The organism is Pseudonocardia alaniniphila, assembly GCF_022524485.1.
In the GTDB taxonomy this organism is placed as follows: domain Bacteria; phylum Actinomycetota; class Actinomycetes; order Mycobacteriales; family Pseudonocardiaceae; genus Pseudonocardia; species Pseudonocardia alaniniphila.
The window spans coordinates 155,663-178,329 of the sequence record NZ_JAKXMK010000024.1 but is presented as its reverse complement, the minus strand read 5'-3'; the positions used below and the strand labels follow the sequence as shown (position 1 = coordinate 178,329).

General features: G+C 70.6%; 20 protein-coding genes. 12 read left to right on the top strand and 8 right to left on the bottom strand.

Going from position 1 to position 22,667, the window contains the following annotated elements; all coding sequences use genetic code 11:
* Nucleotides 1-5 precede the first annotated feature (5 nt).
* Nucleotides 6-911 (top strand): zinc-binding dehydrogenase, encoded by a 906-nt coding sequence (locus MMF94_RS26790; RefSeq protein WP_241039962.1) that lies wholly within the window; start codon nucleotides 6-8, stop codon nucleotides 909-911.
* Between the two features lie 4 nt (nucleotides 912-915).
* Here the strand turns inward: MMF94_RS26790 and MMF94_RS26785 are convergent, their stop codons facing one another.
* Entirely contained in the window at nucleotides 916-1,902 is a 987-nt protein-coding gene (locus MMF94_RS26785) for a helix-turn-helix domain-containing protein (RefSeq protein ID WP_241039961.1), read from the bottom strand.
* A 192-nt stretch (nucleotides 1,903-2,094) separates the two neighbouring features.
* Between MMF94_RS26785 and MMF94_RS26780 the strand changes: the two genes are divergently transcribed.
* Together MMF94_RS26780 and MMF94_RS26775 are read left to right on the top strand one after the other, a co-directional pair.
* Entirely contained in the window at nucleotides 2,095-2,916 is an 822-nt protein-coding gene (locus MMF94_RS26780; protein ID WP_241039960.1) for an alpha/beta fold hydrolase, read from the top strand.
* 170 nt (nucleotides 2,917-3,086) lie between these two features.
* The gene (locus tag MMF94_RS26775) at nucleotides 3,087-3,302 is read left to right on the top strand and encodes a dodecin (protein ID WP_241039959.1); all 216 of its coding nucleotides are present in this window, start codon (nucleotides 3,087-3,089) and stop codon (nucleotides 3,300-3,302) included.
* A 73-nt stretch (nucleotides 3,303-3,375) separates the two neighbouring features.
* Here the strand turns inward: MMF94_RS26775 and MMF94_RS26770 are convergent, their stop codons facing one another.
* The gene (locus tag MMF94_RS26770) at nucleotides 3,376-4,356 is read right to left on the bottom strand and encodes a DoxX family protein (protein ID WP_241039958.1); all 981 of its coding nucleotides are present in this window, start codon (nucleotides 4,354-4,356) and stop codon (nucleotides 3,376-3,378) included.
* A 95-nt stretch (nucleotides 4,357-4,451) separates the two neighbouring features.
* Here MMF94_RS26770 and MMF94_RS26765 point away from each other — a divergent pair, with 95 nt between their 5' ends.
* The 3 genes from MMF94_RS26765 to MMF94_RS26755 are packed head-to-tail and all read left to right on the top strand — an operon-like array spanning nucleotide 4,452 to nucleotide 7,568.
* On the top strand, nucleotides 4,452-5,396 hold the full coding sequence (locus tag MMF94_RS26765; RefSeq protein WP_241039957.1) for an ROK family protein: 945 nt from the start codon (nucleotides 4,452-4,454) through the stop codon (nucleotides 5,394-5,396).
* Between the two features lie 22 nt (nucleotides 5,397-5,418).
* Nucleotides 5,419-7,032, top strand: coding sequence for an alkaline phosphatase D family protein (locus tag MMF94_RS26760; RefSeq protein ID WP_241039956.1), 1,614 nt, complete (start codon nucleotides 5,419-5,421; stop codon nucleotides 7,030-7,032).
* Nucleotides 7,029-7,568: a GNAT family N-acetyltransferase gene (locus MMF94_RS26755; RefSeq protein WP_241039955.1), complete on the top strand. Its 540-nt coding sequence runs from the start codon at nucleotides 7,029-7,031 to the stop codon at nucleotides 7,566-7,568. The genes MMF94_RS26760 and MMF94_RS26755 overlap by 4 nt, the downstream gene beginning before the upstream one ends.
* A 23-nt stretch (nucleotides 7,569-7,591) precedes the next feature.
* Here MMF94_RS26755 and MMF94_RS26750 read toward each other — a convergent pair whose 3' ends face one another.
* Nucleotides 7,592-7,888 carry a hypothetical protein gene (locus MMF94_RS26750; RefSeq protein ID WP_241039954.1) on the bottom strand — a complete coding sequence of 99 codons (297 nt, stop codon included), beginning with the start codon at nucleotides 7,886-7,888 and terminating at the stop codon, nucleotides 7,592-7,594.
* A 106-nt stretch (nucleotides 7,889-7,994) separates the two neighbouring features.
* A complete protein-coding gene (locus MMF94_RS26745) occupies nucleotides 7,995-8,765 on the bottom strand; it encodes a maleylpyruvate isomerase family mycothiol-dependent enzyme (RefSeq protein WP_241039953.1) in 771 nt (256 codons plus the stop codon).
* Nucleotides 8,766-8,847: 82 nt separating this feature from the next.
* On the opposite strand from MMF94_RS26745, the gene MMF94_RS26740 reads away from it, so the two are divergent.
* The 3 genes from MMF94_RS26740 (at nucleotide 8,848) to MMF94_RS26730 (ending at nucleotide 13,192) form a co-directional block, all read left to right on the top strand.
* Nucleotides 8,848-9,141 (top strand): hypothetical protein, encoded by a 294-nt coding sequence (locus MMF94_RS26740; RefSeq protein WP_241039952.1) that lies wholly within the window; start codon nucleotides 8,848-8,850, stop codon nucleotides 9,139-9,141.
* A 197-nt stretch (nucleotides 9,142-9,338) separates the two neighbouring features.
* Nucleotides 9,339-12,554 (top strand): fused isobutyryl-CoA mutase/GTPase IcmF, encoded by a 3,216-nt coding sequence (gene icmF / locus MMF94_RS26735; protein WP_241039951.1) that lies wholly within the window; start codon nucleotides 9,339-9,341, stop codon nucleotides 12,552-12,554.
* 29 nt (nucleotides 12,555-12,583) lie between these two features.
* The gene (locus tag MMF94_RS26730; protein ID WP_241039950.1) at nucleotides 12,584-13,192 is read left to right on the top strand and encodes a TetR/AcrR family transcriptional regulator; all 609 of its coding nucleotides are present in this window, start codon (nucleotides 12,584-12,586) and stop codon (nucleotides 13,190-13,192) included.
* Between the two features lie 56 nt (nucleotides 13,193-13,248).
* Here MMF94_RS26730 and fumC read toward each other — a convergent pair whose 3' ends face one another.
* Complete coding sequence (fumC, locus tag MMF94_RS26725; protein WP_241039949.1) at nucleotides 13,249-14,688, bottom strand: class II fumarate hydratase; 1,440 nt, start codon at nucleotides 14,686-14,688, stop codon at nucleotides 13,249-13,251.
* Between the two features lie 5 nt (nucleotides 14,689-14,693).
* Complete coding sequence (locus MMF94_RS26720; RefSeq protein ID WP_277398831.1) at nucleotides 14,694-16,433, bottom strand: NAD-dependent malic enzyme; 1,740 nt, start codon at nucleotides 16,431-16,433, stop codon at nucleotides 14,694-14,696.
* Between the two features lie 208 nt (nucleotides 16,434-16,641).
* On the opposite strand from MMF94_RS26720, the gene MMF94_RS26715 reads away from it, so the two are divergent.
* A complete protein-coding gene (locus MMF94_RS26715) occupies nucleotides 16,642-18,264 on the top strand; it encodes an AMP-binding protein (protein ID WP_241039948.1) in 1,623 nt (540 codons plus the stop codon).
* Between the two features lie 55 nt (nucleotides 18,265-18,319).
* On the opposite strand, the gene MMF94_RS26710 is transcribed toward MMF94_RS26715, so the two are convergent.
* Entirely contained in the window at nucleotides 18,320-19,204 is an 885-nt protein-coding gene (locus MMF94_RS26710) for an SCO6745 family protein (protein WP_379660441.1), read from the bottom strand.
* Between the two features lie 149 nt (nucleotides 19,205-19,353).
* On the opposite strand from MMF94_RS26710, the gene MMF94_RS26705 reads away from it, so the two are divergent.
* A complete protein-coding gene (locus tag MMF94_RS26705; protein WP_241039946.1) occupies nucleotides 19,354-20,301 on the top strand; it encodes an alpha/beta fold hydrolase in 948 nt (315 codons plus the stop codon).
* Here the strand turns inward: MMF94_RS26705 and MMF94_RS26700 are convergent.
* The gene (locus tag MMF94_RS26700) at nucleotides 20,291-21,628 is read right to left on the bottom strand and encodes an MFS transporter (RefSeq protein WP_241039945.1); all 1,338 of its coding nucleotides are present in this window, start codon (nucleotides 21,626-21,628) and stop codon (nucleotides 20,291-20,293) included. The genes MMF94_RS26705 and MMF94_RS26700 overlap by 11 nt on opposite strands.
* A gap of 67 nt (nucleotides 21,629-21,695) precedes the next feature.
* On the opposite strand from MMF94_RS26700, the gene MMF94_RS26695 reads away from it, so the two are divergent.
* Nucleotides 21,696-22,604, top strand: coding sequence for a LysR family transcriptional regulator (locus tag MMF94_RS26695; protein WP_241039944.1), 909 nt, complete (start codon nucleotides 21,696-21,698; stop codon nucleotides 22,602-22,604).
* The last annotated feature ends 63 nt before the right edge of the window (nucleotides 22,605-22,667 follow it).

The window sequence follows — 22,667 nt, the reverse complement described above, 5'->3', positions numbered from 1 at the left end:
TGACCGTGCTCGCTCTGTTGGTGGACCACGACGCCCCGGCCGGACTGCGGCTGGGCGAGACCGCAGATCCCGTCCCCGCGTCCGGCGAGGTGCTCGTCGAGGTGCGCGCGATCTCGCTGAACCACGGCGAGCTGCGTGGCGTCGCCAACCAACAGGCGGGTCACGTGTCGGGGTGGGACGCCGCGGGTGTGGTGCGTACCGCTGCGGCCGACGGCTCCGGGCCGCCCGCGGGCAGCCGGGTTGTGACGTTCGGGCCGTCGGGTGCGTGGGCGCAGCTGCGGGCGGTCCCGGTTGCCGAGCTGGCGGTCGTGCCCGACGAGGTGGATCTCGGGGCGGCCTCGGCGCTGCCGGTTGCCGGGGTGACGGCGCTGCGTGCGTTGCGCAGGCTCGGTTTCGTGACGGGGCAGCGGGTGCTGGTCACCGGGGCGTCGGGTGGGGTGGGGCGGTTCGCGGTGCAGCTGGGAGCGGCCGCGGGGGCGCATGTGATCGCCTCGGTCGGCAGCGCGGCGCGCGGTGAGGGCCTGGCCGAGTTGGGGGCGGCCGAGGTCGTGGTCGGGCTGGAGGGTGTCGAGCCGGGGCTGCACGGTGTGCTCGACAACGTCGGTGGCCCTCAGCTGGCCCATGCGTTCGCCCTGCTCGCGGTCGGCGGGTCGGTGCAGTCCATCGGTGCCACGTCCGGTGAGCCCACGGTGTTCGAGCCGTATGCGACCGTCGGGGAGCTGCGCAGCGTGCAGTCGTTCATGATGGGCGGGCAGCTGGCCGGGGACCTCGCCGTGCTCGTCGGGATGCTCGCCGAGGGCCGGCTCGACCCGCAGATCGGGCGGCGCGGGGACTGGAAGGACGTCGCGAGCGCAGCGGAGGCTCTCTTCGCCCGCCGGATCGCGGGCAAGGCCGTGCTCGACGTGAGCTGAGCGGTCACGCCGAGGTCGCCTCGCCCAGCACCGCAGCGCCGCGATGCAGCTGCCGCCACTCGGTCGGGCTCATGCCGTAGGCGGCCCGGAACCTCCGGGCGAAATGGCCGGCGTCGGAGAATCCCCACGTCCGCCCGACGGCCGCGATCGACGCCCGGTGGCCGGAGCGGGTGGCCAGAGTCCGGCGGGCTCCTTCGAGGCGCTCCCGGACCAGCCACGTGCGGACCGTCAGCCCCTGCTGGGCGAACAGCAGGTGCAGGTAGCGCACGGAGATGTTGTGTTCGGCGGCGATGCGGGCCGGGCTGAGGTCCGTATCGCCCAGGTACGAGGACATGTAGCTGGTGATCCGGGCATACAGCGACTCGGTCGACGCCGCGCGCGGGGTCGGCTCGGCCGCGGCGGACACGATCAGGGCACGGACGAGCTCGACCGTCCCGGCACCGAGCATCGCTCCCGCCTCGGAGCCCTCGACCTGACCGGCGACGGCACGAACCTGCTGCAGGTGCCGGCGGACGAGGTCGTAGAGCGGGCTCCTCGTCAGGAGCGACGCCGCGTCCCGGACGACGTCGGCGGACAGGCCGATCCGCTCGTTGTCGATGTACAGGGCAGCGGCCACCCCTCTTCCCTCCGCAACGTGGTCGAAAGGAGAGGTCAGGTCCACCAGCCGCAGCTCGCCGGGTTCGTTGGTGTCGTGCTGGTCGGCCAGGGTCCGCGTGGCGCTGCAGCCACCCAGCTGGACCGCCAGCGAGATCTGCTCCGGGGCGCTGATCCGGACGTGCCGGGACACGCGCGTCAGCCGGTGCCCGGACGCCATCACGCGCACGAGCCGCGCGCCCGGCCCGAGCTGCCAGCCCTCGATGCGGACGCTCACGTCCGCGCCCCGCCCGGCGAACTCGACCCGCGCAGGGAGTAGCGCCGAGCTCATCGTGTGCCGTGCAGCGTCGGCACGCTCCCGGACCGGTACCGACGCAGTGTCCAGGAGAAGTGTCATCCGCTCACCACACGCTGCTCGGGCCCGCACCGGGCGCTTCGCTGTCGTCCCAGAAGTGTGCACGCGCAGCACATCGATCGACCGGGGACGTGATTACGTTCTCCCCCGGCCGACGAGACGAGCCACGGATCCGGGCATTTCCGGACATGGCTATTCCCCGAACTCGTCACGACATTGAGCAAAGGAGACATCATGGGCGTATTCACCACGAAGGCCGGGCTCGACATCTTCTACAAGGACTGGGGCTCTGGCCGGCCGATCGTCTTCAGCCACGGCTGGCCGCTCAACTCCGACGCCTGGGACAACCAGCTGAACCTGGTGGCATCCGCCGGCTACCGCGCCATCGCCCATGACCGGCGCGGCCACGGGCGCTCGACGCAGACCTGGGACGGCCACGACATGGACCACTACGCCGACGACCTCGGCGAGCTCATCGAGGCCCTCGATCTGCACGACGCCACGCTCGTGGGCCACTCCACGGGCGGCGGCGAGGTCACCCGCTACATCGGACGGCACGGCACGAGCCGGGTAGCGCAGGCCGTGCTGCTCGGCGCGGTGCCGCCGATCATGCTGAAGACCGACGAGAACCCCGAGGGGCTCCCGATCGAGGCCTTCGACGCCATCCGCGCCGGCGTCGCAGCCGATCGGTCGCAGTTCTACAAGGACCTGTCCGAGCCGTTCTACGGCGTGAACCGGCCCGGCTCGACGGTCTCGCAGGGCGCCCGCGATGCGTTCTGGCTGCTGAGCATGCAGGTCGGGATCAAGGCCGCGCTGGACTGCATCAAGGCCTTCTCGGAGACCGACTTCACCGCCGACCTCGGCGCCATCGACGTCCCGACGCTCGTCGCCCACGGGGACGACGACCAGATCGTGCCCATCGTCGCCTCCGCGGAGAAGTCCTCGAAGCTGATCAAGGACGCCACTCTCAAGGTCTACCCGGGCGCCCCGCACGGCCTCACCGGCGCCTACGAGCAGGCGTTCAACGCGGATCTGCTCGCCTTCCTCGACAGCTGACCGTCCGCGTCGCCCCCGCGCGCTCGGCCGACAGGGGTAGAGGTTTCGTCGGCGGCGCCCTTCGGGAAGAGGGTGAAGGGGGAACCCCTGGCAGCCCCCCGACGATCGCGGGTCCCTGCGATTGGACGGTTTCCGCTGGTGGCAGGCGGAGCGACGGGAGGAGTTCAGCAGTGGGTGACAACGTCTACCACGTCACCGAGATCGTCGGGACGTCCACGGAGAGCGTCGACGACGCCATCCGCACGGCCATCAAGCGCTCGGCGCGCACCCTGCGCAACCTCGACTGGTTCGAGACCGTCGAGATCCGGGGTCACCTCGAGGACGGGCAGATCAAGCACTTCCAGGTGACGCTGAAGGTGGGCTTCCGCCTCGAGGAGCTCGACTAGACGCGGCCGGATCCGCACATGACATCGGCCCGGCTCCCGAGGGAGCCGGGCCGATGCGCGCACCAGGACCGGGTCAGTGCGTGAGCGCGGCGGCCCGCTTCTTTGCGTCCTTCGCCACGCCCTCGGCCTGGTGTACAGCCTCGCTGCCGAGCGCGGAGGCCCGGGCGGCCACGTCGTGGCCGAGCTTGGCGGCCTGGTCGAGAACGGCGGCGCCGGTGGCCTTCTCCAGTGCCGCCACCTTCTTCGCGGCGGCCTTCTGCAGCTCTGCCGTGCGCTTGGCGGCCCGCTTCTGCAGGTCGGCGCCGCGCTTCTCGGCCGCCTTCTGCAGCTTCGCCCCACGCTTCTCGGCCCTCTTCCTGGCCTTCGCGGCGCGCTTGGCCCAGTCGGCGGAAAGGTCGGTGGCGCGTTCGCCCAGACCGGAACCGGCATGGCCGGCCCGGGCCGAGATGGCGGCGCCGGCACCCGGCGCGAGCCCGGCCAGCCCGGCGGCGAGCCCGGCGACCGTGCCAGAGGCGTCGGAGGCCGTGCCCGAGAGCTTGCCGGTCACCTCGTGGGCCGCACCCGAGACCTTGCCGGAGACGCCGGCGGCGCTACCGGAGAGCGCCGCCGCCTGCGCCGCGGCCAGTTTCGCGGCCTTGCGTCCACGCCACCCCAGCGAGGGCTTGCCATGGGTGTCGGCCGCGGCGATCAGCAGCCCACCGAGGAGACCCACGTTCTTCAGGAAGTGGACGATCTGATCCTGCTTCTTCTCCTCGTCGGTCTCCTCCCAGAAGCGGTGACCCGCCGCCGTCGTGGGGATCAACGTCGCGGCGAGGGCCGTCGCGGACAGGCGTGGGAACTTGCCGAGCGCCAGCATCGTGCCGGCGACGACTTTGACCGCGCCGTCGATCTGCACGAGCAGCACGTCGTCGGGGCGCTCCTGCATCGGCGCCAGCTCGACGGCCTTGTCGACGACCGGCGCAACCGCGTCGAGCACCGGCTTCGCCGCCTGAGCAGGGCCCTCGGGAGCCCGGAGGACCTGGATGCCGCTGTAGATGAACAGCGAGGCGAGCATAGGTCGGGCAACACGTCGAAGGAGCATGCCCAACCGTTCCCCGGAGAGGGCCGGATCAAACGCTGCCGGTCACCTTCGGATGCCATCATGCGCAGGTGAAGGACACGAGGCTGGCCATCGGACTCGACATCGGCGGCACGAAGATCGCAGGAGCGGTGGTCGACGAACACGGCACCGTGGTGGCCGAGCACGTCGAGCCGACACCCGCGGAATCCAGCGGCGAGGCCGTCACCGAGGTCCTGCTGTCGATGATCGACCGCTTCCGTGCCGACCACGACGTCGTGACCATCGGCGTCGGCGCGGCCGGGATCGTCGAGTGGCCTGCCGGGGTGATGCTCTGGGCACCGAACAACGCCTACCGGGACTGGCCGGTGCGCGAACAGCTGGAGAAGGCCACCACCCTGCCCGTCATCGTCGACAACGACGCCAACGTCGCCGCGCTCGCCGAGGCACACCTCGGCGAGCCGTACCCCAACATGGTGTTGATCACAGTCGGCACCGGCATCGGCGGCGGGCTCGTGCTCGACGGGCAGATCTACCGGGGCCCCACCGGGCTCGGCGCCGAGCTCGGCCACATCATCCTCAACCCCGACGGCCCGCGGTGCGGCTGCGGCAACCACGGCTGCTTCGAGGCCTACGCGTCCGGCACCGCGCTCACGCGGATGGCGCGGGACGCCGCGGCCGACGACCCGGATGGGCTGATCGCCCGGCTCGGCGCCGAGGACGGCGAGGTGACGGGGCATACCGTGGTGAAGGCCGTCCAGCAGGGCGACGAGACCGCGAAGGCCGTCTTCGCCCGGCTCGGCCGGTGGCTCGGGGTCGGCATCGCGTCGCTGGCCAACATCTTCGAGGTCAATGCGGTGGTCGTCGGGGGTGGCCTCGTCGAGACCGGGGAACTGCTCCTCGCCCCGGCGCGCGCGGCCGCGCGTGAGTACGCCTACGCGCCCACCGCTCGCGGCATCGCCCCCGTGCTTCCCGCGACCTTCGGCGCCGACGCCGGGAAGATCGGGGCGGCGCTGCTCGCTCTGGAGCACGCCTGATCCGTCTCCTAGGGTGAGCCGCGTGTCACTCGTCCTCGGTCCGGTCCTGCGTCACGTCGACGAGACGTCCGCGTCGGTCTGGGTGCAGACCCGGGCTGCCGCCACTGTCTCGGTGCTGGGCTGCGCGGCACGCACGTTCGAGGTGGCAGGCAACCACTACGCGCTCGTCCTCGTCACCGGACTCACGCCCGACAGCCACACGCCCTACGAGGTGGAGATCGACGGTGAGCGGGTGTGGCCGCCGACCACCAGTCCGTTCCCCCCGAGCGTGATACGCACCCGGGGTCCGCGGTCCGAACGCGGCAACCGGATCATCTTCGGGTCCTGCCGGTACTCGAAGGTCACCGACCCCGCGCTCGCCGCGAGCCTGGGCATCGACGCGCTCGATGCCTACGCGGCCCGGATGATCCGGCGCCCACCGGACGAGTGGCCCGACGCGCTGCTGCTGCTCGGCGACCAGGTGTATGCCGACGAGCTGACACCGCGGAACCGTCGCCGCATCGCCGGGCGGCGCGATCGTCGCCCGGACTGGCCCGACGACGAGATCGTCGGCTTCGACGAGTACGTCGGGCTCTACCAGGACTCGTGGTCCGACCCGGAAGCCCGGTGGCTGATGTCCACCGTGCCAACCGCGATGATCTTCGACGACCACGACGTGCGCGACGACTGGAACACCTCGGCCGCCTGGCGCGCGGAGATGGGCGCCACCTCCTGGTGGCGCGACCGCATCCGCTCCGCGCTCGCCTCCTACTGGATCTACCAGCACATCGGCAACCTCTCGCCCGATGCGCTGGCCTCCGACCCCGACTTCCAGAAGATCAGCAACTACGACGGCGACACCTGGCCGCTGCTCGTGGAGCTCGCCGACCGTGCCGACGCCGAGATCGACGGCTCGAAGGGGCTGCGGTTCAGCTTCCGCTGGGACCTCGGCCGCAGCCGGCTGGTGATGATCGACTCACGCAACGGGCGCATCCTCGAGGGCGGGGAGCACCTGATGCTGGGCGAGAACGAGTTCTCCTGGGTCGAGGAGCAGGTCGAGGCGCCCGGCCGCGTGGAGCACCTCGTGATCGGCACCTCGGTCCCCTGGCTGCTCCCGCACGCCATCGGGGAGCTCGAGACCGTCAACGAGATCGCCGCCGCCCGGCCCGGCAGGCGGGGGCGCCTCGGCGAGTGGATCCGCCAGGCAGGCGACCTGGAGCACTGGGCCGCCTTCCGCAAGTCGTTCGACCGGCTGACCGCCATGATCGACCGGGCGGCGGCGGGCGGGCCGCTCACGGTGAGCGTGGTGTCCGGGGACGTGCACCACAGCTACGCCGCCCGCGCCCACCTCCCGTCGGGCGGCCGGGCTTCGGTCCACCAGCTCACGTGCTCGCCGGTGCACAACAGGATGAGCTGGATGATCAAGCCTGGTTTCCGGCTCGGCTGGTCGCGCGCGGTCGGGGTCCTGGCCGGCCGCTGGGCGGCGCGGGCGGGAGCTCCGCCGAAGGGCGTGTCGTGGGAGCGGGTGACGGGGCCGTTCTTCGGCAACACGATCGCCACCCTCGACATCGACGGCGACCGAGCCTCGGTGCTTTTCGAACAGCCGCGTACAGCGGCCACACTCAACGAGCTGGCGCGACTGGAGCTGACCACATGACAGAGCAGACAAGTGCGGCGAGGGCGCGGCGACTATCGGCGATCGCCGGTCAGACCGTGGTCCTACGACCGGCCACGGCGGCCCATGTCCCGATCTTCCTGGAGATCCTCGAACACCCCGAGATCGAGAAGTGGTGGGGCGGCTACGACCTGGAGCGGGTGCGCCGGGAGCTGCTCGGCCCCCACAGTTATGCGATCGAACTGGCGGGCGAGACCACCGGGCTGATCATCTACCGGGAGGAGCTCGACCCCGACCACCGGTACGCGGCGATCGACCTCGCACTGCACCCCGACCACCAGAACCAGGGTCTGGGCTGCGACGCCATGCGCGCCATGGCCCGGTTCCTCTTCCGGCACCGCGACCACCACCGCGTGGTGATCGACCCCGCGGTGGACAACGCACGGGCCATCCGAAGCTGCGAGCGCGCGGGTTTCCGGCGGGTGGGCGTGATGCGGGCCTACGAACGGTCCGCCGACGGCGGGTGGCACGACGGGCTGCTGATGGACCTGCTTCAGGAGGACCTGCCCGGAGCGTGACGTCACGGACGTCCGCCACATGATCAGAATCGGACGAACCTGCGACGGCGGACGGTCAGGCCGGCGATCGCCAGCACGGCCCCGAGGATGTCGAGGAGCAGCCCGATGTTCTGCATCCCCATCAGGTCCCCGATGTAGCCGACGACGTAGGCACCGATGATGGCGCTGATGATCATCCGCCCGGTCCGGACCCGTCGGGTGCTTTTCACGACGCTTCGAGCGATGGCAGTGACGATGAGCCCGATGAGGATTGCGAAGAAGATCGGGCCGATGATCTGGACGGCGGAGAAGACGGCAGGGCTCACGGTGATGACGGGCATGATTCCTCCGGTGGGGGCCGGGGGCCGTCGCTGACGGCCCGCTACGGATGATCAGCCAGCTGATCCGCTCCACACACGGCCCGGCACCCGCGAGGGTTCACGCTTCTCAGAACGGGGTGTGCTCCAGCCAGGTGGCCCAGACCGACTCGTCGCCGAGCACCTGAAGGCCGGGCGCGTCCGCGTCGATCCGGCGCGTCATCGCCAGCAGGAGGTCAGCGGCGCTACCGCGGACGGCGGCGTCGCCCTTGCCGTGACCGTGCTCCCATGTGATCCCTGACTCACCGCCACGGACCATCCACTCCCCGTCAACACCCAGGCCGTCGTCCGTGGCGTGCAGGTGCAACGTGACGCCCGCGGGAAGCGCCCGTCCGTCGCCCGCCAGGCGCGTGACCAGCATGTCCAGCCACTCCGATACGCCGTCCGCCGCCACCTCGGGCTCGACGACGAACGGAACGCCCAGTGCCAGTGCGACGTCCGCGCGGTGAACGACGGACTCGTGCAGCCGGCGCCGGATCCACCACACCGCAGGCTTCGGGCCGAGGAACGTCCAGACCGGGACGTCGGCGCCGGTGCCGGCAACGGCATCGACCAGCAGCCGTGCACTCTCGGTGATCCACACGACGGCGCCGCTCGCGTCGGCGGGCGGCTTCCCGTCGGGCACCGCGCGCATGTCGACGCGATCCTGGGCCCGCTCCCGCACGATCATCGCGCCCCACCGGTCGCCCCGGCCGACGTGAGCCAGAAGTTTGTGCAGGTCCCACCCCGGGCAGGTGGGCACGGCGTGCGCCGGATCGGCGCCGGCCACGAGTTCGCCGAGCAGGCGGTTCTGATCGATCAGGGAGTCGGCGTACTGCACATCGGTGACGGTAGTCCCCACGATCGGGGGCACGACCGTGACGTGGAGTACGCGAAGGGGGCCGGACGCATGACCGGTAGCCGGATCGGGTAGGAAATCGACTATGGCGCGCGACGCACGGGAATGGACTGTCCCCGCCCCGCTGCGGGCACTGATGTGGTGGCCGGCGGCCGCCTTTGTGCTGGTCATGGTCGTCCCGGAGGCTGCGGCAACCTCCATCGCGGCATCCGGAGTGGCGCTGGTGGCGCTCGGCGCCGTGGGTCCTGTGGTGGTCCGTCGGCTACGTGGTCCCGCCGCTGTCAGCGGCGCGGTCGTCGAGCCCCCGGCGCAGGACCCTCCGACCGTCGAGATCGAACTGCCAACCGTCGAGATCAAGCCTGCTCGCCGGGTGGCCTGACACTCTCCGCCCCCTCCGATGCCGGCACGCCCGTCGTGCCGGCATCGGTGTTTTCAGGGGCGGACAACAGCTCATCGCGTGACCACCCCCTCGCCGGAGCCGAGCACCTCTCCGGGTGACGTCGCATTCGTCCGTACCATAGCTTGCACTTCCGATAGTAGGATGCCCAAGTATCTGGTCCTGCTAGGAGGAGCGCCATGGCCGAGCTGCACGTGCCCGCCAACCCGGTCCGGTTCGTCACCGCGGCCAGCCTGTTCGACGGGCACGACGCCGCGATCAACATCATGCGGCGGATCCTGCAGCGCCAGGGCGCCGAGGTGATCCACCTGGGCCACAACCGCTCGGTCGACGAGGTCGTGACCGCGGTGATCCAGGAGGACGCCCAGGGCGTGGCGGTCAGCTCGTACCAAGGCGGGCACGTCGAGTACTTCTCCTACCTGGTCGACCTGCTGCGCGAGCGCGGAGCAGGGCACGTGAAGGTCTACGGCGGGGGCGGCGGCGTGATCGTGCCGGCCGAGATCGAACTGCTCCACGAGCGCGGCGTGGCCCGCATCTTCTCCCCCGACGACGGCCAGCGGCTCGGCCTGCCCGGGATGATCAATGTGATGATCCGCGAATGCGACGTCGACCTCGCGAGCCGGCCGCCGCAGTCGTTCGACGGACTGTTCGCAGGCGAGCACGCCACGCTCGCCCGCACGCTCACTCTCGCCGAGGCGGGACGACTGCCGTCCGGGCTCGATCTGGAGCCCCGCCGCGCGGTCCCGGTGCTGGGCGTCACCGGCACCGGCGGGTCGGGCAAGTCGAGCCTCACCGACGAGCTGGTGCGCCGGTTCCGGCTCGACCAGGAGGACAAGCTCCGCATCGCCGTACTCGCCGTCGACCCGACCCGCCGCCGGGGCGGGGGCGCGCTGCTCGGCGACCGGATCCGGATGAACGCCCTCAGCGGTGACCGGGTCCTCTTCCGCTCGATGGCCACCCGCGGAGCCGACAGCTCACTTCCCGAGCACCTCGGCGACATGATCGCGGTGCTGCGCGCGGCCGGGTTCGACCTGGTGATCGTCGAGACGCCGGGCATCGGGCAGGGCGACGCCGGGATCGTGCCGTTCGTCGACCGCTCGCTGTATGTGATGACGCCGGAGTTCGGGGCGGCGTCACAGCTGGAGAAGATCGACATGCTGGACTTCGCGGACGTCGTCGCGATCAACAAGTTCGAGCGGCGCGGGGCCGAGGACGCCCGCCGGGACGTGGGCCGCCAGCTCGTGCGCAACCGCGAGGCCTTCGGCGCGTCGTGGGAGCACATGCCCGTCTTCGGCACGAGCGCCGCCACCTTCAACGACGAGGGCGTCACCTCGCTCTACCAGCACGTCGTCGCCCTGCTCACGGAGAACGGGCTGGTGACCGGCGAGGGCAGGCTCCCGCGCACCGCACGGCGTACCTCCTCCGAGCACGCAGCGATCATCCCGTCGAACCGCACGCGCTACCTCTCCGAGATCGCCGAGACCGTCCGGGCCTACCACTCGGCCACCGAGGCGGCCGTGGACGCGGCACGGCAGCGCCACCACCTGCGCACCGCCCACGCGGCCCTGCAGGCCGCTGGGGCCGAGCAAGGGGCGCTTCCCGAGCTGCTGGAGCAGGCGGAGAAGGCACTCCCGCCGGAGGCGGCGCACCTGATCGACACGTGGCCCGAGGTCGTGGAGGCCTACTCGGGCGACGAGATGGTGGTCCGGGTCCGCGACAAGGAGCTGCGCACGCAGCTCACCCGCGAGACGCTCTCGGGCAACCGGGTGCGCCGGGTGGCGCTTCCCCGCTACACCGAGGATGCGGAACTGCTGCGCTTCCTGCGCCGGGAGAACCTGCCGGGGAGGTTCCCCTTCACCGCCGGGGTGTTCGCGTTCAAGCGCGAGGGCGAGGACCCTGCACGCATGTTCGCCGGCGAGGGCGACGCGTTCCGCACCAACCGGCGCTTCAAGCTCCTGTCCGCCGACTCGCCTGCCAAGCGCCTGTCCACCGCGTTCGACTCCGTCACGCTCTACGGACGCGAGCCCGACACCCGCCCGGACGTCTACGGCAAGGTCGGCACGTCCGGTGTCTCGATCGCGACGCTCGACGACATGAAGGCGCTCTACGACGGGTTCGACCTGACGTCGCCGACCACGTCGGTGTCGATGACGATCAACGGTCCGGCCCCCACGATTCTCGCCTTCTATCTCAACACCGCGATCGATCAGCAGGTCGAGAAGTTCCGCGCGGAGCACGGGCGCGAGCCGTCGGAGCAGGAGTACACGGAGCTCACGGCATTCGCGCTCCAGAACGTGCGTGGAACGGTGCAGGCCGACATCCTCAAGGAGGACCAAGGGCAGAACACCTGCATCTTCTCCACCGAGTTCTCGCTGCGGATGATGGCCGACATCCAGGAATGGTTCATCCAGCAGAAGGTGCGGAACTTCTACTCGGTGTCCATCTCCGGCTACCACATCGCCGAGGCCGGGGCCAACCCCATCAGTCAGCTCGCGTTCACGCTGGCCAACGGCTTCACCTTCGTCGAGAGCTACCTCGGCCGCGGGATGGACGTCGACGACTTCGCCCCGAACCTGTCCTTCTTCTTCTCCAACGGCATGGACGCCGAGTACTCGGTGATCGGCCGGGTGGCACGGCGGATCTGGGCGGTCGCGATGCGCGACCGGTACGGCGCGAACGAGCGGTCGCAGAAACTCAAGTACCACGTGCAGACATCGGGCCGGTCGCTGCACGCGCAGGAGATGGACTTCAACGACATCCGCACCACACTGCAGGCGTTGTGCGCGCTCTACGACAATGCGAACTCGCTGCACACCAACGCGTTCGACGAGGCGGTCACCACGCCCACCGAGTCGTCGGTGCGGCGGGCGATGGCGATCCAGCTGATCATCAACCGCGAGTGGGGCCTGTCGATGAACGAGAACCCGCTGCAGGGTTCGTTCATCATCGACGAGCTCACCGACCTCGTCGAGGAGGCCGTGCTCGCGGAGTTCGACCGGATCTCCGAGCGCGGCGGCGTGCTCGGTGCGATGGAGACCGGCTACCAGCGGGGCCGTATCCAGGACGAGTCGCTGCTGTACGAGCAGCGCAAGCACGACGGCACGCTGCCGATCGTCGGGGTCAACACGTTCCTGCGCGACGGCTCCACCACCCCGGTCGAGATCGAGCTCGCCCGCGCCACCGAGGCGGAGAAGAAGAGCCAGCTCGACCGGCTCGCCGACTTCAAGGCCCGCCACACCGGCGAGGCACCCGACGCGATCCGGCGGCTGCAGGACGTGGCGACCGGCGACGGCAACGTGTTCGACGAGCTGATGAAGGCCGCCCGCGTCTGCAGCCTCGGTCAGCTCACCGACGCCTTCTTCGAGGTTGGCGGACAGTACCGGCGCAACATGTGACCCGCGCCGGATCGGGATAGGTTCGAATTATGACTACTACGCCGCAGGACCAGGGTCGGGCGCCCCGCCACGCGCCCGACCTCCGTGCGGCCACGCTCGACGCCGCGGCTGCCCTGTTCGCCGCGGAGGGCCCCACCGGGCTGGTCGTGCGGCGGATCGCCGCCGCTGCCGGCTGCTCGACGATGGCCGTCTACCACTACTTCGAGGGCAAGCCGGGGCTGCTCGAGGCGCTGTACGACGAGGGACACAAGCGGTTGAGTGACGCCCAGCGCCGCTGGCAGTTCACCGACGACCCGGAGGCGGACGTCCGCAACACCTGCCTGGCCTACCGGGAAGTCGCCCTTGCCCACCCCGGCTACTTCCAGGTGATGTTCGGCCGCCGGGACCCCGGGTTCCCGCGCCCCTCGGGTGAGGCGCGCGCCCGCGGACGCGAGAACTACGCCCGGTTCATCGAGGTGGTGCGCCGGTGGGGGGAGCAGAGCCCGCTCGTCACCGACGCCGAGTCCGCAGCCCACGCGCTCTGGGCGTGCGGCCACGGCCTGGTGATGCTCGAACTGACCGACAACGCCCCCCGATCCGACCTCACCGCCCGCTACGCCACGGCCATCGACGCCACGATGCGCGGCCTACAGAAGTAACCCCGCCGGCGGGAGCTCTGCGCGCCGATGCTCGGCCCTGCCGGACGGGCTGCCGGCTACGGCTCGCTGGGAATCCCGAGGTCGGCGTGCGGGTCGCCGACCATCCGTGCGGGATCGACGATGCGGTCGTAGTCCTCCGCGGCCACGCCGAGGGCGAGGGCTGCGTCGCGCAGGCTCGAACCGTCGTCGTCGGCCTTGTGCGCGATCTTCGACGCCTGGTCGTAGCCGATGGTCGGGCTCAGCGCGGTGACCAGCATCAGCGAGCGTCCGACCAGCTCGCTGATGCGGTCGCGGTCGAGATCGGTGCCGGCGACGCTGTAGCGGCGGAGCTTGTCGCTCGCGTCGGCGAGGATCCGGGCCGAGTGCAGGACGTTGTTGATGATGATCGGGCGCATGGCGTTGAGCTCGAAGTTGCCCTGTGCCCCGGCCGCGGCCACGATCGAGTCCTCCCCCATCACCTGCAGGCAGACCATCACCATGGCTTCCTGCTGGGTCGGGTTGACCTTGCCGGGCATGATCGAGGAACCGGGCTCGTTGGCCGGCAGGACCAGCTCGTGCAACCCCGCCCGCGGCCCCGAGGCCAGCCAGCGCATGTCGTTGGCGATCTTCATCAGGGCCACGGCCAGCCCGCGCAGCCCCGCGCTCACCGCCACCATGGCATCGAGCGAGCCCTGAGCGGCGAACTTGTTGGGCGCGGTGGCGAACGGCTGCCCGGTCAGCTCGGCGATCGTGGCGGCGATCTGCTCGCCGAACCCGCGTGGGGCGTTCAGGCCCGTGCCGACGGCCGTGCCCCCTGCCGCCAGCTGGTAGCAGCCTGCGAGCGCCTGCCTCAGGCGCTCGCGCGCGTCGCGTAGCTGGGTGGCCCAGCCCGACCACTCCTGCCCGACGGTCAACGGGGTGGCGTCCTGCAGGTGGGTACGGCCGATCTTCACCACGTCCACCCAGCGGACCGCCCCCTCCTCGATCGCCTCCACGAGCGCATCCACCCGCGGGAACAGGTATCCGGTCACCTCCAGCACGGTGGCGATGTGCATCGCGGTCGGGAACGTGTCGTTCGACGACTGGCCCATGTTCACGTGATCGTTGGGATGCACCGGGGACTTCGTTCCCAGCTCACCGCCCAGCAACTGGCTGGCCCGATTGGCCAGCACCTCGTTGACGTTCATGTTCGACTGGGTGCCCGACCCCGTCTGCCACACGTACAGCGGGAACTCGCTGTCCAGGTCCCCGGCCAGAACCTCGTCCGCCGCCTGCACCACCGCCTCGGCCCGGTGCTGGTCCAGCCGGCCGGAGGCCTGGTTGACCAGCGCGGCGGCCTTCTTCACATACCCGTAGGCGTGGTACACGCGCACCGGCATCCGGTCGTCGCCGATGGAGAAGTGGATCAGCGAACGCTGGGTCTGCGCGCCCCAGTAGCGCTCGGCGGGCACCTCGATCTCCCCCATCGAGTCGCTCTCCACCCGTGTGCCGCCGCACCGCCCGGTCCCGATCGGCACGCCCATCACGCCACCGCCTGCGGATAGACCGGCTGCCACATCGCGTCCTGTACGTCCTGAACCAGGTTGCCGAGCACGGCGCGAGCCTCGCCCTCCTCCTGCGCCCGACGGGCGACCGCCACTGCCACCGTCGCGGAGGTCACCCGCAGGTCGGCTACGTCGGGCAGCAACGCAGCGCCGGGGGTGCCGGTGTCCACCAGCCCGGCCACCGCCTCCGCGGCAGCGATGATCATCCCGGGGGTGACGTGCGCAGCCCGCGCCACGACGGTGCCCAGCCCGAGACCCGGGTACAGCAGCGCGTTGTTGGCCTGCCCGATCCGATAGGTGATCCCCTCCAGCTCGACCGGATCCCACGGGGTGCCGGTGCCAACCAGCGCCCGCCCGTCGGTCCAGCGCAGCACGTCGGCGGGGTGCGCCTCGATCTTCTCGGTCGGGTTGGACAGCGGAAAGATCAGCGGCCGCTCGACGTGCGCGGCCATCTCCCGCACTACCTGCTCGGTGAATGCACCCCCCTGCTTCGAGGTGCCCACCAGGATCGTCGGATGCACCCGGGCGACCGTGGTCGCCAGATCGATCCGCCCGTCCCCGCCGCGCTCCCACCCCGACACCTCGGAGGCAGGCCGCGCGTAGGGCACCTGGAAGTCCCGCAGGTCCGACATGCCGTCCAGCAGCAGACCCTGCTGGTCCACCAACCACACCTGGCGGGTGGCCTTCTCCTGGTCGGCTCCGGCCCGGACCATCGCGTCACGGATCTGGTCGGCGATCCCCACCCCCGCCGTGCCCGCGCCGAACACCACCACGCGCTGCTCGCTCATCGTCGTCCGCGCCACCCGGATGCCGGCCAGCACCGCCGCCAGTGTGATCGCCCCGGTGCCCTGGATGTCGTCATTGAACACGCACGCCTTCTGCGAGTACCGGTTCAGGATCCGATGCGCGTTGCTCGCCCCGAAGTCCTCGAAATGCAGCAATGCGTTCGGGAACCGCCGCGACGCCGTGGTCACGTACGCATCCACCAGCGCGTCGTACGCGTCCCCGGTGGTCCGCGCGTGCCGCACGCCCACATACAGAGGGTCGTTCAGCAACGCCTCGTTGTCCGTGCCGGCATCCATCATCACCGGGATCACGCGGGACGGATCGATACCCGCGGCCGCCGCGTAGATCGCCAACTTGCCCTGGGCGATCGCCACCCCGTTCGTGCCCCAGTCGCCGATCCCCAGAATCGCCCCGGCATCCGTGGCCACCAGCAGGTCCACGTCGTCGCCGGCCAACCCGTAGTTGGTGAACGCCGTCTCCACGGCACCCGGGTCGTCCACCGACAGGTACACACCACGCGGCCGCTGGAACTCGTGGCTGTACTTCTCCACCGCCTGAGCGATCACCGGGTCATAGACCACCGGAAGCATCTCGACCAGATGATCCACCAGCAGCTTGTAGTACAAGGTCTCGTTGCGATCCCGCAGTGCTTCCATGAACGAGTTGCGGGCCAGTCCGTCGGGCTGGCGCCGATATTGCTCGTACGCACGCACCGCCTGCTGATCCAAGGTCAGCGCGGCCGGCGGCAACAATCCCACGAGCCCGAGCTCATCCCGCTCCCGCGCCGTGAAAGCCGTGCCGTGGTTACGCAACGGATCACGCAGCAACTCGCGACCCTGCTCCGCCGTACCCGTTCCGGACACCAGTGATGACATCTTCGTGCTCATGGGCATCTCCGAACTCATGTCGGCTTTATCACCCACCACGGTCACCGCGCCCGACGGGAGCCGACATCACATGTTCGAGTGAGCCTTGTACACTATTCGCAAATCTTCTCACTCCGCGCGAATCGCCCTTTTCAACTCATTTTCGCGGTCGCATCCCGCCGACCGCGTGCTATAACGTTTGTTATAGCCGGGCCGGCGACAGTCCCGATGAATTGCGATGATCCGCCGAAGCGCTGTGGAGGAGACAACCAGCATGAGCGGGACCGGTTTGTCGTCGGGGCTGTCCTTCGCGCAGGGCGCCGTCGACGATCCGCTGCGGGAAATTACCGTCGGCGGCGCGCTGGATCTCGCCGCCGCGGCCTGGGGACCGCGGACGGCGCTGGTGGAGTTCGGGCCGGGCAACGCGAAGCGCCGGTGGACCTTCGACGAGCTCCGCCTCGACGGGCTGCGCGTGGCGCGGGCAATGCTGGAGCGCTTCCGGCCGGGCGAGCACGTCGCCGTCTGGGCGGCGAACCTCCCGGAGTGGGTGCTCCTGGAGATGGGGGCCGCCTACGCAGGCCTCACCCTCGTGACGGTCAACCCGGCCTACCAGCTGGGCGAGCTGACGTACGTGCTCGGCCAGTCCCGCTGCAGCGGAGCGATCGTCCAGGACACCTACCGCGGGCGCGACCTCGTGCCCGTCGTCGACGAGGCGCGTCCCGAGCTTCCCGCGCTCCGCGACGTCGTCGCGCTCTCCGGCTGGGACGACTTCCTGGCCTCGGGCGACCCGTCCCGCGAGCTGCCACCCGTCGAGCCGGGCGACACCGCCCAGATCCAGTACACCTCCGGCACGACGGGCACCCCGAAGGGGGCGGAGCTCACCCACCGCGGGCTGGTCAACGTCGCCCGGTACACCGCGATGGCGAAAAACGCGGGGCCCGACGACGTCTGGATCAACCCGATGCCGATGTTCCACACCGCCGGCTGCGGGCTCGCCACGCTCGGGGCGTTGCAGACCGGCGGCACCCACGTGCTGCCACCCGAGTTCGACGCCGCGGTGATGCTGGACGCCGTCGAGTCCGAACGCGGCACCGCCGTCCTGAGCGTGCCGACCATGCTCATCCGCATGCTCGACGAGCAGTCGGCACGGCCGCGGGACGTGTCGAGCTGGCGCCTCTCCTCGCTCGGGGGCTCCCCGGTGCCGGCCGAGCTGGTGCGCCGGGCCCAGCGCGAGCTCGACGTCGTGGTCACGATCGGGTTCGGCCAGACCGAGGCCTCGCCCTACATCACGCACACCGTGCCCGACGACCCGAACCCGAACTGGGTCACCACGGTCGGCCGCGCGCTCCCGCACTGGGAGGTACGTATCAGCGACCCGCAGAGTGGAGCAACGGTGCCGCTCGGCGTGGTGGGTGAGGTGTGCGCCCGAGGCTACGGCGTGATGAAGGGCTACTTCGACGCCCCGGAGGCCACCGCCGCCGCCGTGGACGCCGACGGCTGGCTGCACACCGGTGATCTCGGCAGCATGGACGACCTCGGCTACCTCCGCATCGACGGCCGGCTGAAAGACATGATCATCCGCGGCGGGGAGAACATCTACCCCCGCGAGATCGAGGATCTCCTCTTCACCCATCCCCAGGTCGCCGACGTCTCGGTGGTCGGGCTACCGGACCCGGAGATGGGCGAGACGGTGGCCGCCTTCGTGCGGCCCGTCCCGGGCACGAACCCGAGCGTCGACGAGTTGGTCGACTTCACCCGTCGCCACCTCGCCCGGTACAAGACGCCGCGGGTATGGCAGTTCGTCGAGAGCTTCCCGCAGACGACCTCCGGCAAGATCCAGAAGTACGTGCTGCGTGCGAACTACCTGGCCCAGCACGGGGCCGGCCATGCGGAGTGACCGGGCTCCCCATCCGGGGGGTGGGGAGCCCGGTCCGATGTTCCGGGGGACGGCGTCAGCGGCCGGCCGCGTCCGCCATGTCGTGCATGCCTCTTCCCGGGTAGCCGTAGGCGTCGCGCACCGCCTTGCCCCAGGGCCGGAGGATCTCCACGAGCGTCGGGAGATCGTCGCCGAGGGCGTCGACGATCGGGCGGCACTGCCTGTCGGTGGCCTCCTCGACCGCCTCGCGCTGGGCGCGGCCGTCCTCGGTCAGCGCTCCGTCGGCCACGAGTCCGCGACTCACCAGCCGCTCGTACGCTGCGTCGAGCTGCTCGTCGGTCCACGCCCGCGAACGGACGTAGGTGCGCATCGGCATCCCCCAGTACGCCTCGCTGAGCAGGCCGATCTCCGTGGCGTCGAAGCCTGCTGCCGTCCAGGACGCGATGTGCGCGTCGCCGCGGTACTCGCGCAGCATGTCGCCGAGACGCCAGACGTCGCCGACCGGATCACCAGGCAGGCCCGCCGACCGGAGCCCGCTGAACAGCGGCCTGCCCTCGGGACGCAGCGGCTCGACGGCGCGCTCTAGCAGGGGCCGCGCCTCGTCGATGCGGTCGGGGCGCTCCCCCAGGATCCGGACGAGCTGCGCCGTGGCACCGCGTGTACGTGCATCGGAGATCGTGGCGGAGTCGGTGAGCGTCCATCCGTATCCCACTGCCTTGACCACGACGTCGGGGTTGAACACCCCGAACGCGGCGGCCACCACCTCGCCCGGCACCTGGCCCAGCAGAGATCCACGGCTGCAGAAGTACGCGGGCCCGTCGGGTGCGGCAACGCCCTTGTTCGTCGCCGGGCTGCCGCTGAATCCCAGCGCCGCGTAGGCCTCGTGACACTCCGGTGCGAAGTACACCTGTCCGGTCACAGGCTCGAGGGCTCCGGCTAGTGCGCGTGCTGCGGGGGTCAACCCGGCCTCCTGTGGTCGCGATCATCACTGATCTGCCGTGCGCGGCGAAGAGTCGCGCTACTCATGATCTGATCGTGGTGCGACACCGCATATCAACCCCTTGATCCGGCAGCGCCCGTCGCCACGATGCTCAGCAAGGAGTCCGCGCCATGCCCGAGCGCACCGTCGCCGTCAACGGCATCGAGATGCACGTAGTGGAGGAGGGCACCGGGATGCCGGTGATCTTCTCGCACGGTTTTCCGGAGCTCGCCTACTCCTGGCGCCACCAGATTCCCGCGGTCGCCTCGGCCGGCTACCGGGCGATCGCCCCCGACCAGCGGGGATACGGCCGGACGTCGGCCCCGGAGGGCGTCGACCAGTACGACATCCTGCATCTCAGCGGTGATCTCATCGCCCTGCTCGACGAGCTCGGCGAGGAGAAGGCCGTGTTCGTGGGCCACGACTGGGGCTCGATGGTCGTCTGGCAGACCGCGCTGCTGCACCCCGACCGCGTTGCAGGGGTGTGCGGGATGAGCGTGCCGTTCGTGCCGCGAGCGCAGCGGCCGCCCACGGAGCTCTGGCGTGCCGCATTCGGCGAGTCGTTCTTCTACATCCTCTATTTCCAGGAGCCCGGCGTCGCCGACGCCGAGCTCGGCGCCGATCCCGCCCGGACGATGCGACGGCTGCTCGCCGGACTGCGCACCGAGCAGGAAGCCGATGGGATCCTGCGCACCGACAACGACGGCCGCGGCTTCCTCGACCGCCTCCCGGAGCCGCAGGAGCTGCCGAGCTGGCTGCGGCCTGCCGAGCTCGAGCACTACGTGCAGGAGTTCCGCCGCACGGGCTTCACCGGCGGCCTGAACTGGTACCGCAACTTCGACCGCAACTGGGAGCTCACCCCGCAGCTCACGGGCGCGCGCGTCGCGGCGCCCAGCTTCTTCATCAGCGGTGCGCTCGACCCGGTGCTGGTGATGAGGCCGCCCGCAGAACAGGACGAATGGCTGGTCGACCACCGCGGCAGCTTCATCATCGACGGTGCCGGCCACTGGGTGCAGCAGGAGGAACCCGACCAGGTCAACCGCGCGCTGCTCGGGTTCCTCGACTCGATCAACCGGTGACCGCGTCGCCGGCCACGCCCCGGAGCACCCCCGGATCCGGGACGACGGCGGCCGGGGCGACGGCCTGCGGAGACGGGAGCCGGCGCAGCCACAGTGCCAGCCCCAGCGCCGCCACCAGCAGCCCGCTGACGTAGACCGCCACCCCGAACCAGCCCGCGCCGTCGTACGCGATGCCCCCGACGGCTCCGCCGATGCTGCTGCCCAAGTAGTAGGCGCACAGGTACAGCGAGGACGCCACGCCGGGAGATCCCCCCGGCAGGAGCGTCGCGCGCCTGCCGACCCAGCTGCTCGCCAGCGAGTGGGCGCCGAAGAACCCGACGGTGACGAGCAGGAGCCCGGCCAGCACGGCGATCAGGTTGTCCGGCACGGTCACCCAGGCACCGAGCACGCCGACGAGCGTCGCACCCCACATCACCTTGCGGCGCCCGATCCGGTCGCCGAGGCGTCCGGCGCTCGTCGAGGCCCACGTGCCTGCGATGTAGCCGAGGAAGATCAGGCCGACGAGCTGGGCGGGCAGGTCGAACGGCGCCGCGAGCAGCCGGAACCCCAGGTAGTTGTAGACCGTCACGAACGCGCCCATCACCAGGAACCCGACGCCGAACAGGCACAGCAGGCCGGGATCGCGCAGGTGCACGAATGTCAGCGGAGTCAGCTCGCGGAACCGCACCCGCGGCGGCGCCTCGGCGACGGCGGGCGGGAGCACCAGCCGGAACGCCACGGTGCAGATGATCGACAACACGCCGATCACGCCGAGGCCGATCCGCCAGCCCGCCACGTCGGCCACGGCACCGGCGATCAGCCGTCCGGACAGGCCGCCGAGGGTGTTGCCCGCGATCATGAGCCCGATCGCGCTGCCGAGCCATCGCGGGGCCACTTCGCGCGTCATGTGGGACATCGCGAGAGCCGGAAGCGCGGCGATCGCCACACCCTGCAGCGCTCTGATTCCGACGAGGGTCGGGAAGTTCGGGGCCAGGGGTGCGAGCACGCCCAGCACGGCGGCGGTCGCCAGCGCGATCGTCATCACCCGTACCCGGCCCCACGACTCGGCCAGCGTGGAGAGCGGGACGACGGCGATGGCGAGGGCCCCCGTCGTGGCGGAGAGGGCCAGGCTGGACGTCGACGAGGACAACCCGAACTGGGACGCGAGCGTCGGTAGCAGCCCCTGCACGCAGTAGACCAGCACGAACGTGGCGAGGCCCGCGCACCACATCGCCGCACCCAGCCGGCGGTAGCCGGGGGTGCCGCGCTCGTGTCCGCTACCGCGTCCGGGGGCCTGTGGGACCGCGGAGGTGGTCGGGGACGAAGGGGGAGAGGAAGTCGTTGCCATCGCTATCTAAGCTAGACCGCCCGATCTCATGCGTCCAATGCATGTTCGGGAGAGCCATAATGCAGTTATGGATGCACCGTGGGCGCTCGCAGTCGCACCCCGTCTCGCCCAGTTCGTCGCCGTCGCACGGGCCGAGCACATGACGCACGCCGCGGAGGAGATCGGCGTCCCGCAGTCGACGCTCAGCCGCAGCATCGCGCGCCTGGAGGCCGATCTCGGGGTCGGGCTGTTCATGCGATCAGGCCGAACGGTGCGACTCACACGAGAGGGACGCACGCTGCTGCGCCATGCCGAACGGGCGCTGGGAGAGCTCACGGCGGCGAGCCGCGAGATCCACGGCGACGCCGACGAGCTGCACGGACGGATCGGCCTGGCGTTCCTGACCACCCTCGGAGTGGCGGCCGTCCCGCGGCTGCTGCGCGACTTCCGTGCCACCCACCCCGACGTGCGCTTCACGCTGATGCAGGGCCCTCACCAGCTGCTGCTGGAGCGGCTGCGTTCCGGCGACGCCGACCTCGCCCTCACCTCCCCCCTGCCGGACGAGCCGGAGCTGGTCGTCGAGCCGCTCGACGAGGAGGAACTGCGGCTCGCGGTGCCTGCCGACCATCCCCTCGCCACACGTCGTGAGGGCGTCGCGCTCGCCGAGGCCGCCCGTGAGCCGTTCATCGGCTTCCAGAGGGGCTTCGGCATGCGCGGCACGGTGGACGCGTGGTGCCGCGAGGCCGGGTTCGTCCCGCGCGTGTCCTTCGAGGGTGGCGACGCCGAGACGCTGCGCGGGCTCGTCGGGGCCGGGCTCGGGGTGGCGCTTCTCCCGATGTCCGTGCACCCGGCCACGCCGGAGGTGGTCGAGCTGCCGGTCATCACGCCGCGGACCACGCGGACGATCGGCCTCGTCCGGGTGCGTGACCGTCGACTCACCCCACCGGTGCAGGCGCTGGAAACCTTCCTGCGACACCGGCCTCTGCTCGCGACCTGATTCCGACATTCCCGCTCATAATTGTCATATCTATAGAAACCGGCATCGACGGAAACGTCGGCC

Bases quoted from the DNA above. Each gene is read 5' to 3' on its own strand.
- MMF94_RS26785 (WP_241039961.1), bottom strand. From the start codon at position 1,902: ATGACACTTCTCCTGGACACTGCGTCGGTACCGGTCCGGGAGCGTGCC.
- MMF94_RS26780 (WP_241039960.1), top strand. From the start codon at position 2,095: ATGGGCGTATTCACCACGAAGGCCGGGCTCGACATCTTCTACAAGGAC.
- MMF94_RS26770 (WP_241039958.1), bottom strand. From the start codon at position 4,356: ATGCTCGCCTCGCTGTTCATCTACAGCGGCATCCAGGTCCTCCGGGCT.
- MMF94_RS26755 (WP_241039955.1), top strand. From the start codon at position 7,029: ATGACAGAGCAGACAAGTGCGGCGAGGGCGCGGCGACTATCGGCGATC.
- MMF94_RS26750 (WP_241039954.1), bottom strand. From the start codon at position 7,888: ATGCCCGTCATCACCGTGAGCCCTGCCGTCTTCTCCGCCGTCCAGATC.
- MMF94_RS26740 (WP_241039952.1), top strand. From the start codon at position 8,848: ATGGCGCGCGACGCACGGGAATGGACTGTCCCCGCCCCGCTGCGGGCA.
- icmF (WP_241039951.1), top strand. From the start codon at position 9,339: ATGGCCGAGCTGCACGTGCCCGCCAACCCGGTCCGGTTCGTCACCGCG.
- MMF94_RS26730 (WP_241039950.1), top strand. From the start codon at position 12,584: ATGACTACTACGCCGCAGGACCAGGGTCGGGCGCCCCGCCACGCGCCC.
- MMF94_RS26715 (WP_241039948.1), top strand. From the start codon at position 16,642: ATGAGCGGGACCGGTTTGTCGTCGGGGCTGTCCTTCGCGCAGGGCGCC.
- MMF94_RS26705 (WP_241039946.1), top strand. From the start codon at position 19,354: ATGCCCGAGCGCACCGTCGCCGTCAACGGCATCGAGATGCACGTAGTG.
- MMF94_RS26700 (WP_241039945.1), bottom strand. From the start codon at position 21,628: ATGGCAACGACTTCCTCTCCCCCTTCGTCCCCGACCACCTCCGCGGTC.
- MMF94_RS26695 (WP_241039944.1), top strand. From the start codon at position 21,696: ATGGATGCACCGTGGGCGCTCGCAGTCGCACCCCGTCTCGCCCAGTTC.